The organism is Roseomonas sp. AR75, assembly GCF_005222815.1.
Classification (GTDB): Bacteria; Pseudomonadota; Alphaproteobacteria; order Acetobacterales; family Acetobacteraceae; genus Falsiroseomonas.
In genome coordinates, this window is the sequence record NZ_STGB01000001.1 from 738,963 (window position 1) to 757,594 (window position 18,632).

At 71.7% G+C, this 18,632-nt stretch carries 17 protein-coding genes; all 17 read left to right on the plus strand.

Annotation, left to right across the window (positions count from 1 at the left end):
* Nucleotides 1–53 precede the first annotated feature (53 nt).
* The 17 genes from dusB (at nt 54) to E4T13_RS03490 (ending at nt 18,609) form a co-directional block, all read left to right on the plus strand.
* Nucleotides 54–1,133 (plus strand): tRNA dihydrouridine synthase DusB, encoded by a 1,080-nt coding sequence (gene dusB, locus E4T13_RS03410; protein ID WP_137176825.1) that lies wholly within the window; start codon nt 54–56, stop codon nt 1,131–1,133.
* Nucleotides 1,130–2,272, plus strand: a complete 1,143-nt coding sequence (locus E4T13_RS03415; RefSeq protein ID WP_137176826.1) for a nitrogen regulation protein NR(II) — start codon at nt 1,130–1,132, stop codon at nt 2,270–2,272. The genes dusB and E4T13_RS03415 overlap by 4 nt, the downstream gene beginning before the upstream one ends.
* The gene (gene ntrC, locus E4T13_RS03420; RefSeq protein WP_137176827.1) at nt 2,269–3,741 is read left to right on the plus strand and encodes a nitrogen regulation protein NR(I); all 1,473 of its coding nucleotides are present in this window, start codon (nt 2,269–2,271) and stop codon (nt 3,739–3,741) included. The genes E4T13_RS03415 and ntrC overlap by 4 nt, the downstream gene beginning before the upstream one ends.
* A gap of 110 nt (nt 3,742–3,851) precedes the next feature.
* Nucleotides 3,852–6,041, plus strand: coding sequence for a PAS domain-containing sensor histidine kinase (locus E4T13_RS03425; RefSeq protein ID WP_137177677.1), 2,190 nt, complete (start codon nt 3,852–3,854; stop codon nt 6,039–6,041).
* The gene (locus tag E4T13_RS03430) at nt 6,031–7,434 is read left to right on the plus strand and encodes a sigma-54 dependent transcriptional regulator (protein WP_137176828.1); all 1,404 of its coding nucleotides are present in this window, start codon (nt 6,031–6,033) and stop codon (nt 7,432–7,434) included. Before E4T13_RS03425 ends, E4T13_RS03430 begins: the two co-directional genes overlap by 11 nt.
* 162 nt (nt 7,435–7,596) lie before the next feature.
* A complete protein-coding gene (locus E4T13_RS03435) occupies nt 7,597–8,469 on the plus strand; it encodes a D-amino-acid transaminase (protein ID WP_137176829.1) in 873 nt (290 codons plus the stop codon).
* Nucleotides 8,466–8,864, plus strand: coding sequence for an ester cyclase (locus E4T13_RS03440; RefSeq protein ID WP_137176830.1), 399 nt, complete (start codon nt 8,466–8,468; stop codon nt 8,862–8,864). The genes E4T13_RS03435 and E4T13_RS03440 overlap by 4 nt, the downstream gene beginning before the upstream one ends.
* The gene (locus tag E4T13_RS03445; protein ID WP_137176831.1) at nt 8,861–9,529 is read left to right on the plus strand and encodes an HAD family hydrolase; all 669 of its coding nucleotides are present in this window, start codon (nt 8,861–8,863) and stop codon (nt 9,527–9,529) included. Before E4T13_RS03440 ends, E4T13_RS03445 begins: the two co-directional genes overlap by 4 nt.
* A gap of 121 nt (nt 9,530–9,650) precedes the next feature.
* Complete coding sequence (hfq, locus tag E4T13_RS03450) at nt 9,651–9,989, plus strand: RNA chaperone Hfq (RefSeq protein WP_137177678.1); 339 nt, start codon at nt 9,651–9,653, stop codon at nt 9,987–9,989.
* Complete coding sequence (gene hflX / locus E4T13_RS03455) at nt 9,970–11,295, plus strand: GTPase HflX (protein WP_137176832.1); 1,326 nt, start codon at nt 9,970–9,972, stop codon at nt 11,293–11,295. The genes hfq and hflX overlap by 20 nt, the downstream gene beginning before the upstream one ends.
* On the plus strand, nt 11,292–12,128 hold the full coding sequence (locus E4T13_RS03460; protein ID WP_137176833.1) for an inositol monophosphatase family protein: 837 nt from the start codon (nt 11,292–11,294) through the stop codon (nt 12,126–12,128). The genes hflX and E4T13_RS03460 overlap by 4 nt, the downstream gene beginning before the upstream one ends.
* Nucleotides 12,121–12,654 (plus strand): transcription elongation factor GreB, encoded by a 534-nt coding sequence (gene greB / locus E4T13_RS03465; protein WP_137176834.1) that lies wholly within the window; start codon nt 12,121–12,123, stop codon nt 12,652–12,654. Before E4T13_RS03460 ends, greB begins: the two co-directional genes overlap by 8 nt.
* Nucleotides 12,655–12,767: 113 nt before the next feature.
* The gene (locus E4T13_RS03470) at nt 12,768–13,718 is read left to right on the plus strand and encodes a hypothetical protein (protein ID WP_137176835.1); all 951 of its coding nucleotides are present in this window, start codon (nt 12,768–12,770) and stop codon (nt 13,716–13,718) included.
* A gap of 44 nt (nt 13,719–13,762) precedes the next feature.
* Nucleotides 13,763–14,479 carry an MgtC/SapB family protein gene (locus tag E4T13_RS03475; protein ID WP_137176836.1) on the plus strand — a complete coding sequence of 239 codons (717 nt, stop codon included), beginning with the start codon at nt 13,763–13,765 and terminating at the stop codon, nt 14,477–14,479.
* 90 nt (nt 14,480–14,569) lie between these two features.
* Nucleotides 14,570–15,511: a pirin family protein gene (locus E4T13_RS03480; RefSeq protein ID WP_206030057.1), complete on the plus strand. Its 942-nt coding sequence runs from the start codon at nt 14,570–14,572 to the stop codon at nt 15,509–15,511.
* 99 nt (nt 15,512–15,610) lie between these two features.
* Entirely contained in the window at nt 15,611–17,611 is a 2,001-nt protein-coding gene (locus E4T13_RS03485) for a hypothetical protein (RefSeq protein WP_137176838.1), read from the plus strand.
* Nucleotides 17,608–18,609, plus strand: coding sequence for a TAXI family TRAP transporter solute-binding subunit (locus E4T13_RS03490; RefSeq protein ID WP_137176839.1), 1,002 nt, complete (start codon nt 17,608–17,610; stop codon nt 18,607–18,609). The genes E4T13_RS03485 and E4T13_RS03490 overlap by 4 nt, the downstream gene beginning before the upstream one ends.
* Nucleotides 18,610–18,632: the final 23 nt, after the last annotated feature.

The window sequence follows — 18,632 nt, forward strand, 5'->3', positions numbered from 1 at the left end:
ATCGGTATCAGGTAGTGGACGAAACCCGAATTGATCGCTAATCCGCCTAAATCATGAGCAGTGAACAGCCCGACCGGGGGGTGCATCCGCTCCGATCGATCGATCTCGGCGGAACCCGCATCGAGACGCCCGTCATCCTCGCGCCCATGTCGGGCGTGACCGACCTGCCGTTTCGCCGCCTCGCGCGTGGCCTCGGCGCCGGTCTCGTCGTCTCCGAGATGATCGCGTCGAACGCGATGGTGCGGGAGAACCGCAACACGCTGAAGATGGCCGAGGTCGACGGCTTCGGCGCCCCCTCCTCGGTGCAGCTTGCCGGCTGCGACCCCGCCACCATGGCCGAGGCGGCCCGGCTGGTGGTGGATCGGGGCGCCGCCATCGTGGACATCAATTTCGGCTGCCCCGTGAAGAAGGTCGCGGTCGGCCAGTCCGCCGGCTCCGCCCTGATGCGAGACGAGGTCGCCGCGGCGCGGATCCTGGAAGCGACCGTGAAGGCCGTGCCCGTGCCCGTGACGCTGAAGATGCGCATGGGCTGGGACCACAACAGCCTCAATGCGCCGCGCCTGGCGAAGATCGCCGAGGAATGCGGCATCCGCCTGGTCACCGTCCACGGCCGCACCCGCCAGATGTTCTACAATGGCACCGCCGACTGGGGCTTCGTGCGGCTGGTGAAGGAGGCCGTGCGCCTCCCCGTGATCGTGAATGGCGACATCCTGGGACCGGAGGACGCGGCCGAGGCGCTGCGCCGCTCCAGCGCCGATGGCGTGATGATCGGCCGGGGCTGCTACGGCCGCCCCTGGCTGCCGCGGCTGGTGGCGCAGCAGCTCCGCACCGGCGACCCCATCGTCGAACCCGATCTCGCCGAGCAGTATCTTACATTGACAACGCACTACGAAGCCATGCTCACACATCACGGGAGGGATCCGGGGCTGCGCCTCGCGCGCAAGCATGTCGCCTGGTATTCGAAGGGCCTACCGGGCTCGGCTGAGTTCCGCGCCGAAGTGAACCGCCTGCATGAGGTCGAGGCGGTGCTGGATCTGATCCGCCGCTTCTACGAGCCGCTGATCGAGCGCGGTGTCGCGCGTGAGCGCCCGACGCGCGAAGCGGCGACGGATGCGGAACTGATGGCCGCATGAAGGTCGGGCTGCTGGCGCGGCGCAAGGCGCCGCCTTCCGCCCCGATGGCATCGCTGCCGCCGGATGCCGTGACGATCCTCGGCGCCCTGCCGGTGGCGGCGGTGCTGCTCGATGCCGAGGACCGCTTCCGCTTCGCCAATCCCTCCGCGGAACTTTTCTTCCAGCTCTCCGCCTCCTCCCTGACGACCATGTCGCTGCGCGACCTGCTGCCGGAGGACAACCGCCTTTTCGGCCTGCTGGCCCAGGTCCGGCGGCATGAGGCGCCGGTGCATGACCATGACCTCGCACTGGAAAGCCCGCGGCTGCGCCGCTTCGGCGTCGCCGCCCAGGGCGCACCGCTGCCGGAGATGCCGGGCAGCGTGGTGCTGACCCTGCAGGATGCTTCGACCGCGCAGATGCTCGACCGCCAGCTGAACTTCCGCGGGGCCGCGCGCGGCGCCTCCGCCATGGCGGCGATGCTCGCGCATGAGGTGAAGAACCCGCTCTCCGGCATACGCGGGGCGGCACAGCTGCTGGAACTCGGCGCCGCCGAATCCGATCGCGAGCTGTGCCAGCTCATCCAGGACGAAGCCGACCGCATCAAGAACCTGGTCGAGCGCATGGACATGTTCTCCGAGCGCCCGATCGAATGCGACGAGGTCAACATCCATGAGGTGCTGGACCATGTCCGGCGCATCGCCCTCTCCGGATTCGCAGGCCATCTGCGCATCACCCAGGACTACGATCCTTCGCTTCCGCCGGTCTGGGGAAATCGCGACCAGCTTGTGCAGATCCTGCTCAATCTGGTGAAGAACGCGGCAGAAGCCGTTGATCCGCGCGAAGGCGAGATCCAGCTGATCACCGCCTACCACCACGGCGTGCGCATCGCCGTGCCCGGCAGCGCAGAGCGTGTGCACCTGCCGCTCACCGTGATGGTGCGGGACAACGGCCCCGGCATCGCGGAGGAAGTGCGCGCCACGCTGTTCGAGCCCTTCGTGACCACCAAGCGCGGCGGTCAGGGCCTGGGACTTGCATTGGTCGCCAAGCTGGTCACCGACCAGGGCGGGCTGATCGAGTGCGACAGCCGGCCCGGCCGGACCACCTTCCGCCTCTCCCTTCCGGCACCTCCCCGCCGCGCCGACCACGGAGCCACGACATGAGCGACGCTGTCACGGCACCACCGCCCGCCCAGGCCACCACGCGGACCATCCTGATCGCCGATGACGACCGGGCGATCCGCACCGTGCTGAGCCAGGCGCTCGGCCGCTCCGGCTACCATGTCCGCGCGACCTCCTCCGCCTCCACGCTCTGGCGGTGGGTGGAGGACGGCGAGGGCGACCTGGTGATCACCGATGTCATCATGCCCGACGAGAACGGGCTGGACCTCGTGCCCCGCATCCGTCGCGTCCGCCCCGACCTGCGCGTGGTGGTGATGAGCGCACAATCGACCTTCTCGACCGCGCTGAAGGCCACCCAGCGCGGTGCCTTCGACTACCTGCCCAAGCCCTTCGACCTGAAGGAATTGCTGGCCGTCGTCGCCCGTGCGCTGGCTGCGCCCACCGCCAGCGAGGCGCCGGAAGGGGAGGAGCCGGAGGAGCGCCTGCCGCTGGTCGGGCGCAGCCCGGCGATGCAGGAGATCTACCGCACCGTCGCGCGCCTCACGACCACCGACCTGACGGTGATGATCACCGGCGAGTCGGGCACCGGGAAGGAACTGGTGGCCCGCGCCCTGCACGATTACGGCCGCCGCCGCTCCGGCCCCTTCGTCGCCATCAACATGGCCGCGATCCCGCGCGAACTCATCGAGTCCGAGCTGTTCGGCCATGAGCGCGGCGCCTTCACCGGCGCGCTGAACCGCGGCGTCGGCCGCTTCGAGCAGGCCGCCGGCGGCACGCTGTTCCTCGACGAGATCGGCGACATGCCGCCGGAGGCGCAGACCCGCCTGCTGCGCGTGCTGCAGGAAGGCGAGTTCACCACGGTGGGCGGCCGCCAGCCGATCAAGGCCAATGTCCGCATCGTCGCCGCCACGCATCGCGACCTGCGCCAGGCGATCCGCGCCGGGCAGTTCCGCGAGGACCTGTTCTACCGCCTGAACGTGGTGCCGATCCGCCTGCCGCCGCTGCGCGAGCGCGTGGAGGACATCCCGCTGCTCGCCCGCCACTTCCTGGAACGCGCGCGCAATGCGGGCCTGCCGGCCAAGCAGCTCGACGGCTCCGGCATGGACCGGCTCAAGGCGCATGGCTGGCCCGGCAATGCCCGCGAGCTGGAGAACCTGATGCGCCGCCTCGCCGCGCTCTACCCGCAGGAGGTGATCGGCGCCGACGCGGTGGCGGCCGAACTGGCCGAGGCCAGCGCCCCCGCCGAGGACGCGCCGCGCGCGCCCGAGACGCTGGAACAGGCGGTGGAGCGCCATCTCGGCGGCTTCATGGCCGCCCACAAGGACGGCATGCCGGTGCGCGACCTGTATGACCGCGTTCTGGCGGAGGTGGAGCGGCCGCTGCTGCGGCTCGCGCTCAGCGCCACGCGCGGCAACCAGATCAAGGCCGCGGCGATGCTCGGCCTGAACCGCAACACCCTGCGCAAGAAGCTCAGGGACCTCGACCTGCCGGTGGTGCGGGGCCTCCCCTGACGCTGCCCGGCGGCCGCGTCGCCCAGGGCGCGGCAGCCTGCTAGAAGGGCTGCGTGTCCGGCACCACCTCCTCGCCCCGGCGGCTGGCCGACCTCCTGCTCGGCCGCGGCATGACCTTCGCGCTGGCTGTCACGGCGGTGCTGCTGGGCGTCGCCACCTTCGTGCTGCTCGCAGGTGGTTCGCCCTTCGGCCCGACACGGCCGGGACAGATCGTCGGCGTCGTGCTGGCCAATGCCGGCGTGCTGCTGCTGCTGGCCGCCTCGCTCGCCGCGCGGCTGGTGCGGGTCTGGGCGGAACGGCGCCGCGGCAGCGCCGGCGCCCGGCTGCATGTGCGGCTGGTGCTGGTCTTCGGCGTGGTCGCCGTCGTGCCTTCCCTCGTCGTTGCCGCCTTCGCCGCAATCTTCTTCAATCTCGGCATCCAGGCCTGGTTCAGTGACCGCGTGCGCGAGACGCTGGAAGCGTCCCTCGTCGCCTCCCGCGCCTGGCTCGACCAGCACCGCGACGAGATCCGGGTGGATGCGCTGGCCATGGCGGCGGACCTCAACCGCGCCGCGCAGCTCTATCTGCCGCAGAACATGCCGGCTTTCGAGCGCCAGCTCGCCACCCAGGCCTCCGTGCGCGGGCTCACCGAGGTGGTCCTGGTGGAGCCCGAGCTCGGCCGTGTCGTCGCCCAGGCCGGCTTCGTCCTCGGCGGCGTCGTGGAACTGCCACCCGGCGCCATGGAGCAGCTCCGCCAGGGCGATGTCGTCGTGATCCCCGGGGAGAGCGACGCGCGGGTGCGGGCGCTGGCGCTGCTGGATGTGGAGCCGCGGCTGGTGCTGGTGGTCGGACGCCCGCTGGATGCCGGCGTGCTGGAGCATCTGCGCCGCACGGAACTCGCTTTCCAGGAGTACGACCGGCTGGATCGCAACCGCGGCAGCCTGCAGATCACCTTCGCGCTGGTCTTCCTCTGCGCGGCGCTGCTGGTGCTGCTCGGCGCCGTGCTGGTCGGGCTGGTCTTCGCCAACCAGCTTGCCCGCCCCATCAGCGCGCTGATCTCCGCCGCCGAGCGGGTGCGCGCGGGGGACCTTTCCACCCGCGTGCAGGAAGGCACGGCCGATGACGAGCTTGCCACGCTCAGCCGCGCCTTCAACCGCATGACCAGCCAGCTCTCCGCACAGCGGAGCGAGCTGATGGAAGCGTATCGCCAGATCGACGAGCGGCGCCGCTTCACCGAAACGGTGCTCTCGGGCGTCTCGGCCGGGGTGGTCGGGCTCGACGGCGATGGCCGCATCAACCTGCCGAACCGATCGGCGAGCGAACTGCTGGGAATCGATCTCGATGCCGGGATCGGCCTGCCGCTGGCGAAGGTGGTGCCGGAATTCGGCGCGCTCTTCGCCGAGGCAGCCGCGGCGCCGGAACGGCCGCGCATGGCGGAGATCCCGATCGGCCCGCCCTCCCGCCGCCGCATGCTGATCGCGCGGATCGGCACGGAGATGCAGCAGGGCGCCGTGGTCGGCTACGTGCTGACCTTCGACGACATCACCGAGCTGCAATCGGCGCAGCGCAAGGCGGCCTGGGCCGATGTGGCGCGGCGCATCGCGCATGAGATCAAGAACCCGCTGACCCCGATCCAGCTATCGGCCGAGCGCCTCAAGCGGAAATACCTGAAGGAGATCGGCACCGATCCCGAGACCTTCCGCTCCCTCACCGACACCATCGTCCGCCAGGTCGGCGACATCGGCCGCATGGTGGACGAATTCTCCGCCTTCGCCCGCATGCCCCAGCCGGTGATCCGGCCCGAGAATCTGGGTCGCCTCGTGCGGGAGGCGCTGGTGCTGCAGAAGGCTGCGCATCCGGAGATCGCTTACGAAACCGTGATCGCGGAGCCCTCTCCGACCGTGCCGGTGGATCGCCGCCTGATCGGACAGGCGCTGACGAACCTGCTGCAGAATGCCGCCGATGCCGTCGCCGCGCGGCCGCGCGACGCGGCGACGGACGGGCAGGGCGGCCGAATCGGCCTGCGACTCGAACCCTGCGCGGAAGGCTGGGCGATCACGGTGGAGGATGACGGAATCGGCCTGCCGGACGGCGAGGAACGTGCAAGGCTCACCGAGCCCTATGTCACGCACAAGGCGAAAGGGACGGGCCTCGGCCTTGCCATCGTCAAGAAGATCATGGAGGACCATGGGGGACGGTTGGCGCTCGAGGACCGCGGGGAAGGACCGGGGGCGCGTGCCGTGCTGATCCTGCCGGCCGACCCGCCGGCGGTGGCGCGGCGTGAGGAGGTGGGTTTGGGGCGGGTCGGTCATGGCGCATGACATCCTGATCGTCGATGACGAGCCCGACATCCGCGCCCTCATCGAGGGCATCCTGTCGGATGAGGGCTATCAGACGCGGCAGGCGGCGAATTCCGACCAGGCGCTGGCGGCCTTCCGGGCGCGCCGGCCCTCGCTGGTGATTCTCGACATCTGGCTGCAGAACTCGAAGCTGGATGGCCTTGGCATCCTCACGGTCATGCACCAGGAGGAGCCGCGGGTTCCCTGCGTGATGATCTCCGGCCACGGCACGATCGAGACCGCGGTGCAGGCGATCCAGCAGGGCGCCTACGACTTCATCGAGAAGCCCTTCGATTCGGACCGCCTGCTGCTCTGCGTCTCCCGCGCGCTGGAAGCGGCGCGGCTGAAGCGCGAGGTCAGCGAGCTGAAGCTCCGCGCGGGAGCGGAGACCGAGCTGGTCGGCGTCTCCCAGGCCGTGTCGCAGCTGCGCCAGGCGATCGAGCGCGTCGCGCCCACGGGATCGCGCGTGCTGATCAGCGGCCCCGCGGGCGCCGGCAAGGAAGTGGCGGCCCGCATGCTGCATGCCCGGTCCCGCCGGTCCGACGGGCCCTTCGTGGCGCTGAACTGCGCGACGCTCGCGCCCGGCCGCTTTGAGGAGGAGCTGTTCGGCGTGGAGGCGGGCACCGGGCCGGAGGCGCAGCCGCGCCGCGCCGGCGTGCTGGAGCGCGCGCATGGCGGCACGCTGCTGCTCGACGAGGTCGGCGACATGCCGATGGAGACCCAGGGCAAGATCGTGCGCGCCCTGCAGGAGCAGGGCTTCATGCGCCTCGGCGGCGCGCAGCGCGTGCAGGTGGACGTCCGCGTCCTGGCCACGACCAGCAAGGACCTGCAGGGCGAGATCGCCGCCGGCCGCTTCCGCGAAGACCTGTTCTATCGGCTTGCCGTCGTGCCGCTGCGCATCGCGCCGCTGCGTGAGCGGCGGGAGGACATCCCCGCGCTCGCGCGCCACTTCATGGCGAAATCCGTCGAGACCTCCGGCATGGCGCCCCGCGAGCTGACCGAGGACGCGCTGGCGGCGATGCAGGCCTATGAATGGCCGGGCAATGTGCGGGAACTGCGCAACCTCGTGGACTGGCTGCTGATCATGGCGCCGGGCGATGCGCGGGAGCCGGTGCGGCCGGACATGCTGCCGCCGCAGGTGGGCGCGGCCGCGCCCGCGGTGCTGAAGCTCGACCGCAGCAGCGAGATCATGACCCTGCCCCTGCGGGAGGCGCGCGAGCTGTTCGAGCGGCAGTATCTGGAAGCCCAGTTGCTGCGCTTCGGCGGCAACATCAGCCGCACCGCGTCCTTCGTCGGCATGGAACGCAGCGCCTTGCATCGCAAGCTGAAGTTCCTGGGCGTGAATGCGGAGGACCGGGCGCCGGCGAACGGGTGACAACGCCGCGGTCTCGGGCATGATGGGAGCTGGCGGCCGGCGCAGCCGGCCGAGCGCCCGAAGGGCGCCGCGCACAAACCAACCGCCGAAGCGGCGCATCCGCGGCCTGCGCGCAAGCCAAGCCGGCGGAGCCGGCGCCCGGCGCCTGAGGGCACGAAAGCAATGTCCAAGATCGCCTACGTGAACGGCCGATACCTGCCGCAGCCCGAAGCCTCGGTGAATATCGAGGATCGCGGCTACCAGTTCGGGGATGGCATCTACGAGGTCGTGCACCTCTATGACGGCCGCTACGTGGACGAGGATCTGCACCTGGCGCGGCTGGAACGCTCCCTGCGGGAGATCCAGCTTCCGATGCCGATGTCGCGCGCCGCGCTGCGGCTGGTGCTGCGGGAAGTCGCGCGGCGCAACCGCGTGACGGAAGGGCTGCTCTACATGCAGGTGACGCGCGGCGTGGCGCGGCGCGACCATCCCTTTCCGGCGAAGCCCGTGCCGCCCGCGCTGGTCGTCACCATCAAGCGCATCCCGCCCTATCCGACCGACATCGAGAAGTGGCAGGCCAGCGCCATCACCCTGCCCGACCTGCGCTGGGCGCGCTGCGACATCAAGACGGTGAACCTGCTGCCCAACTGCCTGGCGCGCCAAGCCGCGAAGCAGCAGGGCGCCATCGAGGCGATCCTCTACGACGAGGAAACCCGCGTCGTGAACGAGGGCGCGGCCACCACCTTCTGGATCGTGGACGAGAAGGGCGCGATCCGCACCCGCCACCTGGACCATGTGATCCTGCCGGGCTGCACCCGTGCGGCGCTGATGGCGGAACTCAAGGCCGCCGGCATGGAATGGGACGAGACGCCCTACACGCTGGACGATCTGGCCAAGGCCCGAGAGGCCTTCATCACCTCTGCTACCTCCTTCGTGCGGCCGATCACGAAGGTGGACGGCAAGCCTGTCGGGGATGGGAAGGTCGGGCCGGTGGTGCGTCGCCTGTTCGACATGTTCGCCCGTCATGTGAAGGGCGGGCTCAGGAACGCGGCATGACACCCGCCGCGCTGGTGCGCGCCTTCTACGGGGAAGTGTGGGAGGCTGGACGCCTCGACCGCATCCCCGCATTGATGCATGCCGAGGTCACGTTCCGCGGGTCGCTTGGGCCTGTGCTGCGCGGCCACGATGCCTTTGCCGGCTATGTGCGCCAGGTCCGCGGCGCGCTCGGCGGCTACCGGTGCGAGGTGCTCACGCTTGTCGAGGCGCCCGATCGTGCCGCGGCACGGATGCGTTTTTCCGGTCTGCATGAGGGCGCGCCGCTGCTTGGCATCGCACCGACCGGGCGCGCGGTGAGTTGGGAGGGCGCGGCCTTCTTCGATTGCGCGGGCGGCGCGATCCGCGACCTCTGGGTGCTTGGCGACCTCGACGACCTCAGGCGACAACTCGCATGAAGCGTCCGGCCTGCATCCTCTGGGACTGGGACAACACGCTGGTGGATGGCTGGGCGGCCATCCAGCATGGACTGAATGTCACCTTCCGCGACTTCGGCATGCAGGAGTGGGATCGCGAGACCGTGCTCGCCCGCGTCCGCGGTTCGCTGCGCGACACCTTTCCCGGCATGTTCGGCGCCGAATGGGAACGGGCGCGCGACGTGTTCTACGCAGCGGTCCGGTCCTGCCATCTCGACGTGCTCTCGCCCATGCCCGGCGCCGTCGCGGCAATCGGGGCGGCGGCGGCGCTCGGCCCGCAGGGCGTGATCAGCAACAAGCAGGGTCCGCTGTTGCGGGCGGAAGCGGCGCATCTCGGCTGGAATGCGGGTTTCGCCGTGCTCGTCGGCGCCGGAGATGCCGCCGCCGACAAGCCGGATCCCGCGCCTTTCGTGATGGCGCTGGCCGCCTGCGGGGTGAAGGCGGGTGCGCATGTCTGGTATGTCGGCGACACCGCGCTCGACATGCGCGCCGCGCGCGCGGCCGGCTGCACGGCGGTGCTGGTCGGCGGCGCGCCGCATGATGGCGGCGAGGCCAACGCCAACCCGGACTTCGCCTTCGCCGATGCCGCAAGCCTGGGCGCCGCGCTCAGGGCTTGCGCAGCCATGCCGGCAGAAGGGGGCAGGTGATCCCCGCGCTGGCGCCTCCCTCCCTTGCCAGAGCGCCCGCACCTCTGGAAAGGTGATGCCGTCGGTCCTGCACGCTGCCCCGGCGGCGCGGCAGGCCATGAACAAGAAGGACCAACCCTCCGTGGCCGCCGAGAAGTCGCAGAACGTACAGGACGTCTTCCTGAACCATGTGCGCAAGTCCAAGACGCCCGTCACCGTCTTCCTGGTGAACGGCGTCAAGCTGCAGGGCATCATCACCTGGTTCGACAATTTCTCCGTGCTGCTGCGGCGGGACGGGCACACGCAGCTCGTCTACAAGCACGCGATCAGCACGGTGATGCCGGGCGCGCCCATCTCGCTGTTCGACGCCGGCACCGCGGGCACCGGCGCTGCTCCCGGGGCGGCGTCGGCAGACCCCGGTGCGCCCGCGCGCGAAGGCCGCCTGACGCTGGGAGCAGGCCCTGTCGGACGCGGCGAATAGCAACGAGCCCCGGGGCGAGGAGAAGGGGCCGACCAAGGCCGCCGTCATCCTGCCCTATGAGCGTGCCGGACGAAGCGACGGCGCGGGCACGCGCGCGGCCGAGGCAAGGCTGGCGGAGGCCGTCGGTCTCACCGCCTCCATCGGGCTGACGGTCGTCCACAGCGCGATCCATCCGCTGCGCACCATGCGCCCCTCCACGCTGCTTGGCGAAGGGCAGGTGGCCATGGTGAAGGAGGCGGTGGAGCGGCACGGCGTGACCGTGGTGGTGGTGGATGCCGCGCTCAGCCCGGTGCAGCAGCGCAACCTCGAACGCGCCTGGGACTGCAAGGTCATCGACCGCACCGGCCTGATCCTGGAGATCTTCGGCGAGCGCGCCGCCACCAAGGAAGGCACGCTGCAGGTCGAGCTGGCGCATCTGGAATACCAGCGCACCCGCCTGGTGCGATCCTGGACCCACCTGGAACGGCAGCGCGGCGGCTTCGGCTTCCTCGGCGGCCCCGGCGAATCGCAGATCGAGATCGACCGCCGCCTGATCGGCGAGCGCATCGTCAAGCTGAAGAAGGAGCTGGAGCAGGTGCGCCGCACCCGCGGCCTGCACCGCAAGGCGCGCGAGCGCGTACCCTACCCGGTCGTCGCGCTGGTCGGCTACACCAACGCGGGCAAGTCCACGCTGTTCAACGCGCTGACCGGCGCCGGCGTCTATGCGCAGGACCAGCTCTTCGCGACGCTCGACCCGACGATGCGCGCGATCCGGCTGCCGTCCGGGCGCACCGTGATCCTCTCCGACACGGTCGGCTTCATCTCAGACCTGCCGACACAGCTTGTCGAGGCGTTCCGCGCGACGCTGGAGGAAGTGGCCGCGGCCGACATCATCCTGCATGTCCGCGACGCCGCGCATCCCGACAGCGCCGCGCAGCGCGCCGACGTGCTGGAGGTGCTGACGGAGATGGCCGAAGGCGCCGATGCCGCGCTGGATGCCGATTGGCCCTCGCGCGTGGTCGAGGTGCTGAACAAGGCCGACCTGATGGGCGGCGTGGACGCCGTGCCGCATGTGCCGGGCGCCATCGCCGTCTCTGCCCTGACCGGCGACGGGCTGGACGAGTTGCGTGCCGCGCTTGATGAGCGCCTGGCGGCGGGCATGGAGACGGCCGAGTTCCGCCTCGCCCCCTCCGACGGCGCCGGCATCGCCTGGCTCTACGAGCATGGCGAGGTGATCGCGCGCGAGGATGCCGAGGAGGCGATCCGCCTTACCGTCCGCCTCTCCCCCGCCAACCGCGCGCGCTTCGAGCAGAGATCCGCCTCGTGACGCCATCGCGCGCCCGCGTCAGCGAGGTCGCCACGCTGCTGCGGGAGGCGGCGCACGCGGAGATCATGCCGCGCTTCCGCCGCCTCGCCCCCGATGCGGTGCGCGCCAAGACCGGCCCGCTGGATCTCGTGACGGAGGCCGACGAGGCGTCGGAGCGCGTCATCGCCGCGGGCCTCGAACGCCTGTTTCCCGGCTGTGTCGTGGTGGGCGAGGAAAGCGCCTCGGCCGACCCAGCCATCCTGGACAAGCTGGCCGGAGCCGATCTCGCCTTCGTCGTGGACCCGGTGGACGGCACCGCCAATTTCGCCGCGGGCGTGCCGCTGTTCGGCTGCATGGCCGCGATGTTCCTGCGCGGCGAGGTTGTCGCCGGCTGGATCCATGATCCGCTCGGCGACGACACCGCCATCGCGCTGCGCGGGGAAGGGGCCTGGGTGGAGGATGCCGAAGGCACGTCGCATGGCGCGATGCGCGTTGCCGAAGCGGCGCCGGTGGCGCGCATGGTCGGCGCCGTCTCCTGGAACTGGATGCCGGAGCCGCTGCGCAGCCAGGTGCCCGGCCGCCTGCCGCGCCTTGCCGCCGCCGTCAGCTATCGCTGCGCCGCGCATGAATACCGGCTCGTCGCCGGCGGCCATGCGCATCTGCTGGTCTACAACCGCCTGCTGCCCTGGGACCACGCCGCGGGCTGGCTGCTGCATGCCGAGGCCGGTGGCTACGCCGCCCGCTTCGACGGCAAGCCCTACGATCCCGCGCGGCACCGCGACGGTGGCCTGATCTGCGCGCCCGACCGCGCGAGCTGGGACGCGATCATGGACGCCCTGATCCGCGGTGCCTGAGGGCGACGACGAGGACGAGGAGGACGGCCCGCCCGGGCTTCCGCCCGGCACGCCCTTCTACATGACCCCCACCGGCGTTGCCGCGCTGCGCGAGGAATTGCGCCGCCTGTGGGAGGAGGAGCGGCCGAAGGTGGTGGAGGTCGTCTCCTGGGCCGCGGGTCTCGGCGACCGGTCGGAGAATGCCGACTACCAGTACGGCAAGCGCCGCCTGCGCCAGATCGACGGGCGCGTGCGCTTCCTGCGCAAGCGGCTGGAACGCGTGCAGGTGGTCGACCCCGCGGCGCAGACGAAGCGCGACCAGGTCTTCTTCGGCGCCACCGTCACCTATGCGCGCCTGTCCGACGATGCCGAGGTCACTGTCACCATCGTCGGCGTGGACGAGGCCGATGCGGAAGCCGGGCGCATCTCCTGGGTGGCGCCGGTCGCACGCGCGCTGCTGGGCGCGCGCGTCGGCGATGCGCGGAAGCTGCGCACGCCCGCCGGTGTCGAGGAGATCGAGGTCGTTTCGATCGCCTATCCCACCTGAAGCGGATCAATTTGCGCGAAGGGGCGCTCGCGCCGCCATGTCAATCATGCGACGATCCTACCATTCTGGCGCGCTGTGGCGTGCCCGGCCCGGATGATCGGGGAGTGCGAACCATGCAGCGTGCCTTCATCATCCTCTTCCTGCTGCTGCTCGGCGCGGTGCCGGCCTTCGCGCAGGTGCCGCAGACGGTGCAGCGCAACCAGCGCGAGGCCGAGGCGGATTGCCGCTCGGCGGGTGGCCGTCCCAGCATACTCCCCGCCTTTCAGGCGCAACTCGACCTCAACGGCGACGGCCAGCCCGACTACGTCCAGGACTACACCGGGCTCGATTGCCAGGGCGCGGCCTCCTTCTTCTGCGGCTCGGCGGGCTGCCCGCTCGTGATCTTCCTCTCGCCCGCCTACCGCGCGGAGGGCCTTGGCCATTCGCAGAGCTGGACGGTGGACCGCACGCGGACTCCGCCCGCGATGGTGCTCTCGCTGCACGGCTCCTCCTGCGGCCGGGCAGGCGCCGATTCCTGCGAGGTGCGACTTGCCTGGAACGGGCGCGAGATGGCGCGCATCGGCGCCGGCGCGCCGGCGCCGCGCGTCGCCTCGCCCGCGCCAATACGCCCCGCGCCGGCACCCGGCGGCGAAACCAAATCCGGCACGCCGGCCGCCAACGCCCCGCCGCCCGCAGCCTCGCCGCCAGGCAGCACCTGGCAGGTGCGGCAGGGCGGCGATGGCCGCTCCATTGCCGTGGTGGCCGGGCCGGGCGTGGTCAGCGCCTTCACCGTGATGTGCCACCAGGGCGTGCCGGTCGCGGCGCTCGCGCTGCGCGCCCGGCCGCCGGCCGGGCCGGTGACGCTGAGCTTCGCGGGCCGCGGCGGCCGGGCTTCCGTGCCGCTGGCGCCGGGCGGCGGCAATGTCTGGATGGCGGATCTGCGCAACTCCGCCGTGCCCGGGCTGCTCGCCGGCAACGATTCCAGCCTCGAGCTCAGGATCAATGGCGGGCTGCAGGGACGGCTTCCGCTGCAGGGCTCCACCCGCGCGGTGCGCGACGCGCTGCAGGGCTGCCTCGCCTTCTGAACCGCGGCGTGGCGCGGGGGCCGCGCGGCTGTTAGGGCTGCGGCATGAATCCGCTGCTGCCCTATGACCTCGGAAGCTTCCTCGACACCGTCCTCAGCCTCGGCCTTGCCCTGGTCCTCGGCGCGCTGATCGGGGCGGAGCGGCAGTATCGCGAGCGCATCGCCAATCTCCGCACCAATGTCCTGGTCGCCCTCGGCTCGGCGCAGTTCGTGGACATGGGCGTGCAGCTCGGCGGCGCGGAGCAGGGGATGCGGGTGGTGGCGAATGTCGTCACCGGCGTGGGCTTCCTCGGCGCCGGCCTGATCATGAAGGAAGGTGCGAACATCCGCGGGTTGAACACCGCGGCGACGGTGTGGTGCTCGGCCGCGGTCGGCGCCTGCGCCGGCGCCAACCTGCCGGTGCAGGCGGTGTCGCTGACGATCTTCGTCCTGCTCTGCAATACCGCGCTGCGGCCGGTGGTGAACGCGATCAACCGCATCCCCGTGCGCGAGCAGGCGATCGAGGCGAATTACGACGTCTTCGTCACCGTCCCGAACACCGCGCTGGGCGCGGCACGGGAGGCGGTGCTGCAGGCGCTGGCGGAGGCGGACTATCCCGTCAGCAACCTCGACCTGGCGCCGCGCGGCGCGGAGGAGACGGCGGTGATCGCCAATCTCATCAGCATTTCCGTCAAGGCGGCGGAGCTGGACGCGGTCGTGGCACGCCTGCGCCGCCTGCCCGGTGCGAAGGATGCCGGCTGGGAACGCAGCAACGCGCATTGATCGCGCGCGTGAATGGCGCCCATCCGCCGGAGGGATTCGCAAGCACCGCCGAAGCGGCCACATCCTGCGGCGAACCCAGGAGCCATGCCGATGTCCGCCACCGACCCGACCGACCCGCTGCCCCCGGGCATCGAGACCGTGCTGCTGCCGCGCACCCACGACATCGGCGGCTTCGAGGTGCGGCGCGCCCTGCCGGCGACGCAGCGCCAGATGATCGGCCCCTTCATCTTCTTCGACGAGATGGGCCCCGGCGAATTCCTCACCGGCAAGGGCGTGGATGTCCGCCCGCATCCGCATATCGGCCTGTCCACCGTCACCTACCTCTTCGAGGGCGAGATCTTCCACCGTGACAGCCTGGGCAGCGCGCAGCCGATCGCGCCGGGCGATGTGAACTGGATGACCGCGGGCAGCGGCATCGCCCATTCCGAGCGCACCGCGGCGGCCCGCCGCGTGGCCCCGCACCGCCTGGCCGGCATCCAGTCCTGGGTCGCGCTGCCGAAGGACCAGGAGGAGCGCGCGCCGGATTTCGTGCACCACCCCAGTGCCACGCTGCCGGTGATCGAGGACCGGGGCGTATTGCTGCGGCTGATCGCCGGCGAAGGGTGGGGCAGCCGTGCGCCGGTCGCCGTCGCCTCGGAGCTGTTCTACGCCGATGCGCAACTCGCCCCCGGCGCCGCGCTGCCGCTGCCCGAGCATGAGGAACGCGGCGCCTGGATCATGCAGGGCGAGGTGGAGGTCGGCGGCGTGCGCTTCGGCCCCGGCCGCATGCTGGTGTTCCGCGCCGGCGACCGTCTGGCGCTGAAGGCCGGGGCGGAAGGCGCGCGGCTGCTGCTGCTCGGCGGCGCCACGATGGATGGTCCGCGCTACCTGTTCTGGAACTTCGTCAGCTCCTCCCGCGAGCGCATCGAGGCGGCCAAGCAGGCCTGGGCTCGCGATCGGATGGGCCTCGTGGTGCCGGGCGACGAGCAGGAGTGGATTCCGCTGCCTGAAAGGCGCGCGGTGCGTGCAGGCGAAGGTGCGCCGACCAGCTGACGGACGGGATTCGCCCGCGCGCCATCACGCATGGGTGAGAGGTGGTCGCCAACGGCTCGCGGCATCGGTCATCTTTCGTATGCTCCGCAACGGAACCGGGTGCAGGGAGCCATTTCGCTGACGGAAATCACCGGATTGCCGCCGCGGGCACCAGCGGCGGCGTCAACGAAGGAGGCGACCCGCCCGCCCGGCTTCTCGGTCGAGCGGCTGGGGGATGGCTGGCGCCTGCTGGCGAATTGCCCGCTTGGCGCGGACGTCGTCCACATCCTGCTGATCAATCCGACCGGCGGCGTCGCGCTGTTGGAAATCGAGCCCGCCTGGCACCCGGAGGCGTTGCGCCATTTCCGCGCCCGGCTGGACGAAGCCGGCTTCACCGACCGGTTTCCGGGCCACCTTCCCGTCATTCACCGTCGCCTGCGGGCGGTGGACGTGCCGGCGCTGGAGCACATCCTCGCCGAGGCCTTCGTCTGGCAGGACCCGCTCTCGCTGGAGGGGGAGGGGTCCTGGGCGGACGAGGTCGAACGTATCCTGACGCCGCCCGCGCCGCCGGTGGCGGAGCCGGCGCTTTCCGTCCCGGCGTCCTCCGGTGCCGCGGCGCCCGCGCGGAGCGGTGGCCGGCGCGCGGGCGCGGCCGCGCTGGTGGCGGGCTGCGTGGCCGCGGGCGCCGCAGCGCTGTTGCTGCTGCCGCGCGGCACGTCCATGCCTGCCGGAAGCGCGCCGCCAGCGGAGCGACGGATCGAGGCTGCCCTGGGTGGCGCCACCGCCGAGCGGATGCCGGCCGTGGCCGCGATCGACTCGCCCCCGGCCGCCGCGTCAGCGGCGCCGATGTCACCGATGGGCGCGCCGAACCAGGCCGGGGCTGATGCATTGCCGCCGCCAGCCGTGACGGAGCCGTCCGAGCCGGTGCCGTTGCCGGCGCCGCCAGTGATCGTTGCGGCGCCTGTCGCCCCGCTTCCCGAAGCGGAGGCGATGCCGGGCACGCAGCCGCCGGCCGCGCCGGTCGTCGTCGCGGAGCGCGTCGAACCGCTGCCGGAGCCCGAGGCGGTGCAGGGCGAGCCGTTCTGGACGGCCCCGCCGGTCGTGGTCGCGGAGCGCGCCGAACCGCTGCCCGAGCCCGAGGCCGTGCAGGGCGAGCCGTTCTGGACGGCCCCGCCGGTCGTGGTCGCGGAGCGCGCCGAACCGCTGCCCGAGCCCGAGGCCGTGCAGGGCGAGCCGTTCTGGGCGGCCCCGCCGGTCGTCGTCGCGGAGCGCGTCGAACCGCTGCCGGAGCCCGAGGCCGTGCAGGGCGAGCCGTTCTGGACGGCCCAGCCGGTCGTGGTCGCGGAGCGCGTCGAACCGCTGCCGGAGCCCGAGGCGGTGCAGGGCGAGCCGTTCTGGGCAGCGCCGCCGGTCGTTGTCGCGGAGCGCGTCGAACCGCTGCCGGAGCCCGAGGCGGTGCAGGGCGAGCCGTTCTGGGCAGCGCCGCCGGTCGTTGTCGCGGAGCGCGTCGAACCGCTGCCGGAGCCAGACCCGGTCCAGGGCGAGCCGTTCTGGGCAGCGCCGCCGGTCGTGGTCGCGGAGCGCGTCGAACCACTGCCGGAAGCCATGGCCCTCCGGGGCGCCCCCACCCGAAGCGAGCCGGCGATGGCGATCGCGGAGCAGAGTCCGTCACCTGCCCCGATCCCGGATCGATCGAGCGGTGCCGCGGCAGGCCTCATGCCCGCTCCACCCGCGGGGGGGAGAGGGTTGGGTGAGGGCGGCGCACCCGCCGCTGACGCTCGGGCCGGCACAGGCATCCCGGCATTCGCCCAGGCCGCGCCGCCCCCCGGGCCCCGCATGCCGCTCGACCAGCGCGATTTCATGCTCCGCCGCGGCGAGGCGCTGCTGGCGATCGGCGACATATCCGGCGCGCGGCGCCTGCTGGAACGGGTCGCTGCCGACGGCAGCGCCGCCGCCGCCTTCGCCATGGCCGAGAGCTTCGATCCCCGCGCCCTGGCGCGGCTTGGCGTGATCGGCCTGGCGGCCGATCCTGCCGCCGCGCTGTCCTGGTACCGCCGAGCCCTCGCGCTCGGCGCGCCGGAGGCAGCGGACCGTATCGCCACCCTCGAGGCCCAGAGATGACACGCCAGCCCCCGGGCGCCCTCGCGCGCCGCTCCCTGCTGCTTTCCGCGCTGGCCTCCGGCCTCGCCGCGCCGGCGCTGGCCCAGCCAGCCATGGCCCAGGCGCTCAGCCGCCGGACGGCGGAAGCCAATGCCGGCACGGTCGGCGTCATCGCCGGCGGCGTGGACGGCACCTATATCCGCATCGCCGCCGACCTCTCCGCCGTGCTCGACGACGGCAACGACCTCCGCGTGATCGCGATGCTGGGGAAGGGGTCGCTGCAGAACATTTCCGACATCGTCCTGCTGCGCGGGGTTGATGTCGGCATCGTGCAGTCGGACGCCCTGGCCTTCGCCCGCCGCCGCCGGCTGATCCCCGGCGCCGAGGGGCTGATCCAGTACATTGCCAAGCTCTATGACGAGGAGATCCACGTCCTCGCGCGGCCCGGCATAAACTCCGTGCAGGATCTCGCGGGGCAGGTGGTCAATGTCGACGTGGTCGGCAGCGGGACCGCGATGACCGCGTCGCTGGTCTTCGAGGCGCTGGGCATCGAGGTGCGCACCGCCAACGACGTGCAGGACCTGGCGCTGACCAAGCTGCAGCGGGGCGAGATCGCGGCGATCGTGTTCGTCGCCGGCAAGCCCGCCCGGCTCTTCGCAGGGGTGCAGCCCGGCAGCGAGCTTCGCTTCCTTCCGCTGCCGGCGACGCCGGCGCTGATGGAGACCTATCTGCCGGCGACCCTCTCCGCCGCCGACTACCCCGCGCTGATCCCCCAGGGGGCGTCCGTCGAGACCATCGCGGTGGGGGCGGTGATGGCGGTCTATGCCTGGCAGCCCGGCAGCGAGCGGCACCGGAAGGTTGCCCGCTTCGTGGAGGCGCTGCACGCCAACTTCGAATCCTTCCTCCGCCCGCCGCGGCATCCGAAGTGGCGCGAGGTCAACCTGGCGGCCCAGGTCCCGGGCTGGGTACGGTTCGACCACACCGCCGGGCAGGGTCGCGGGCGCCGCCGCGACGGCTGAGACCAACCCAGGCGAAGCTTTGT

Bases quoted from the DNA above. Each gene is read 5' to 3' on its own strand.
- dusB (WP_137176825.1), top strand. From the start codon at position 54: ATGAGCAGTGAACAGCCCGACCGGGGGGTGCATCCGCTCCGATCGATC.
- E4T13_RS03415 (WP_137176826.1), top strand. From the start codon at position 1,130: ATGAAGGTCGGGCTGCTGGCGCGGCGCAAGGCGCCGCCTTCCGCCCCG.
- ntrC (WP_137176827.1), top strand. From the start codon at position 2,269: ATGAGCGACGCTGTCACGGCACCACCGCCCGCCCAGGCCACCACGCGG.
- E4T13_RS03425 (WP_137177677.1), top strand. From the start codon at position 3,852: ATGACCTTCGCGCTGGCTGTCACGGCGGTGCTGCTGGGCGTCGCCACC.
- E4T13_RS03430 (WP_137176828.1), top strand. From the start codon at position 6,031: ATGGCGCATGACATCCTGATCGTCGATGACGAGCCCGACATCCGCGCC.
- E4T13_RS03435 (WP_137176829.1), top strand. From the start codon at position 7,597: ATGTCCAAGATCGCCTACGTGAACGGCCGATACCTGCCGCAGCCCGAA.
- E4T13_RS03440 (WP_137176830.1), top strand. From the start codon at position 8,466: ATGACACCCGCCGCGCTGGTGCGCGCCTTCTACGGGGAAGTGTGGGAG.
- E4T13_RS03445 (WP_137176831.1), top strand. From the start codon at position 8,861: ATGAAGCGTCCGGCCTGCATCCTCTGGGACTGGGACAACACGCTGGTG.
- E4T13_RS03470 (WP_137176835.1), top strand. From the start codon at position 12,768: ATGCAGCGTGCCTTCATCATCCTCTTCCTGCTGCTGCTCGGCGCGGTG.
- E4T13_RS03475 (WP_137176836.1), top strand. From the start codon at position 13,763: ATGAATCCGCTGCTGCCCTATGACCTCGGAAGCTTCCTCGACACCGTC.
- E4T13_RS03480 (WP_206030057.1), top strand. From the start codon at position 14,570: ATGTCCGCCACCGACCCGACCGACCCGCTGCCCCCGGGCATCGAGACC.
- E4T13_RS03490 (WP_137176839.1), top strand. From the start codon at position 17,608: ATGACACGCCAGCCCCCGGGCGCCCTCGCGCGCCGCTCCCTGCTGCTT.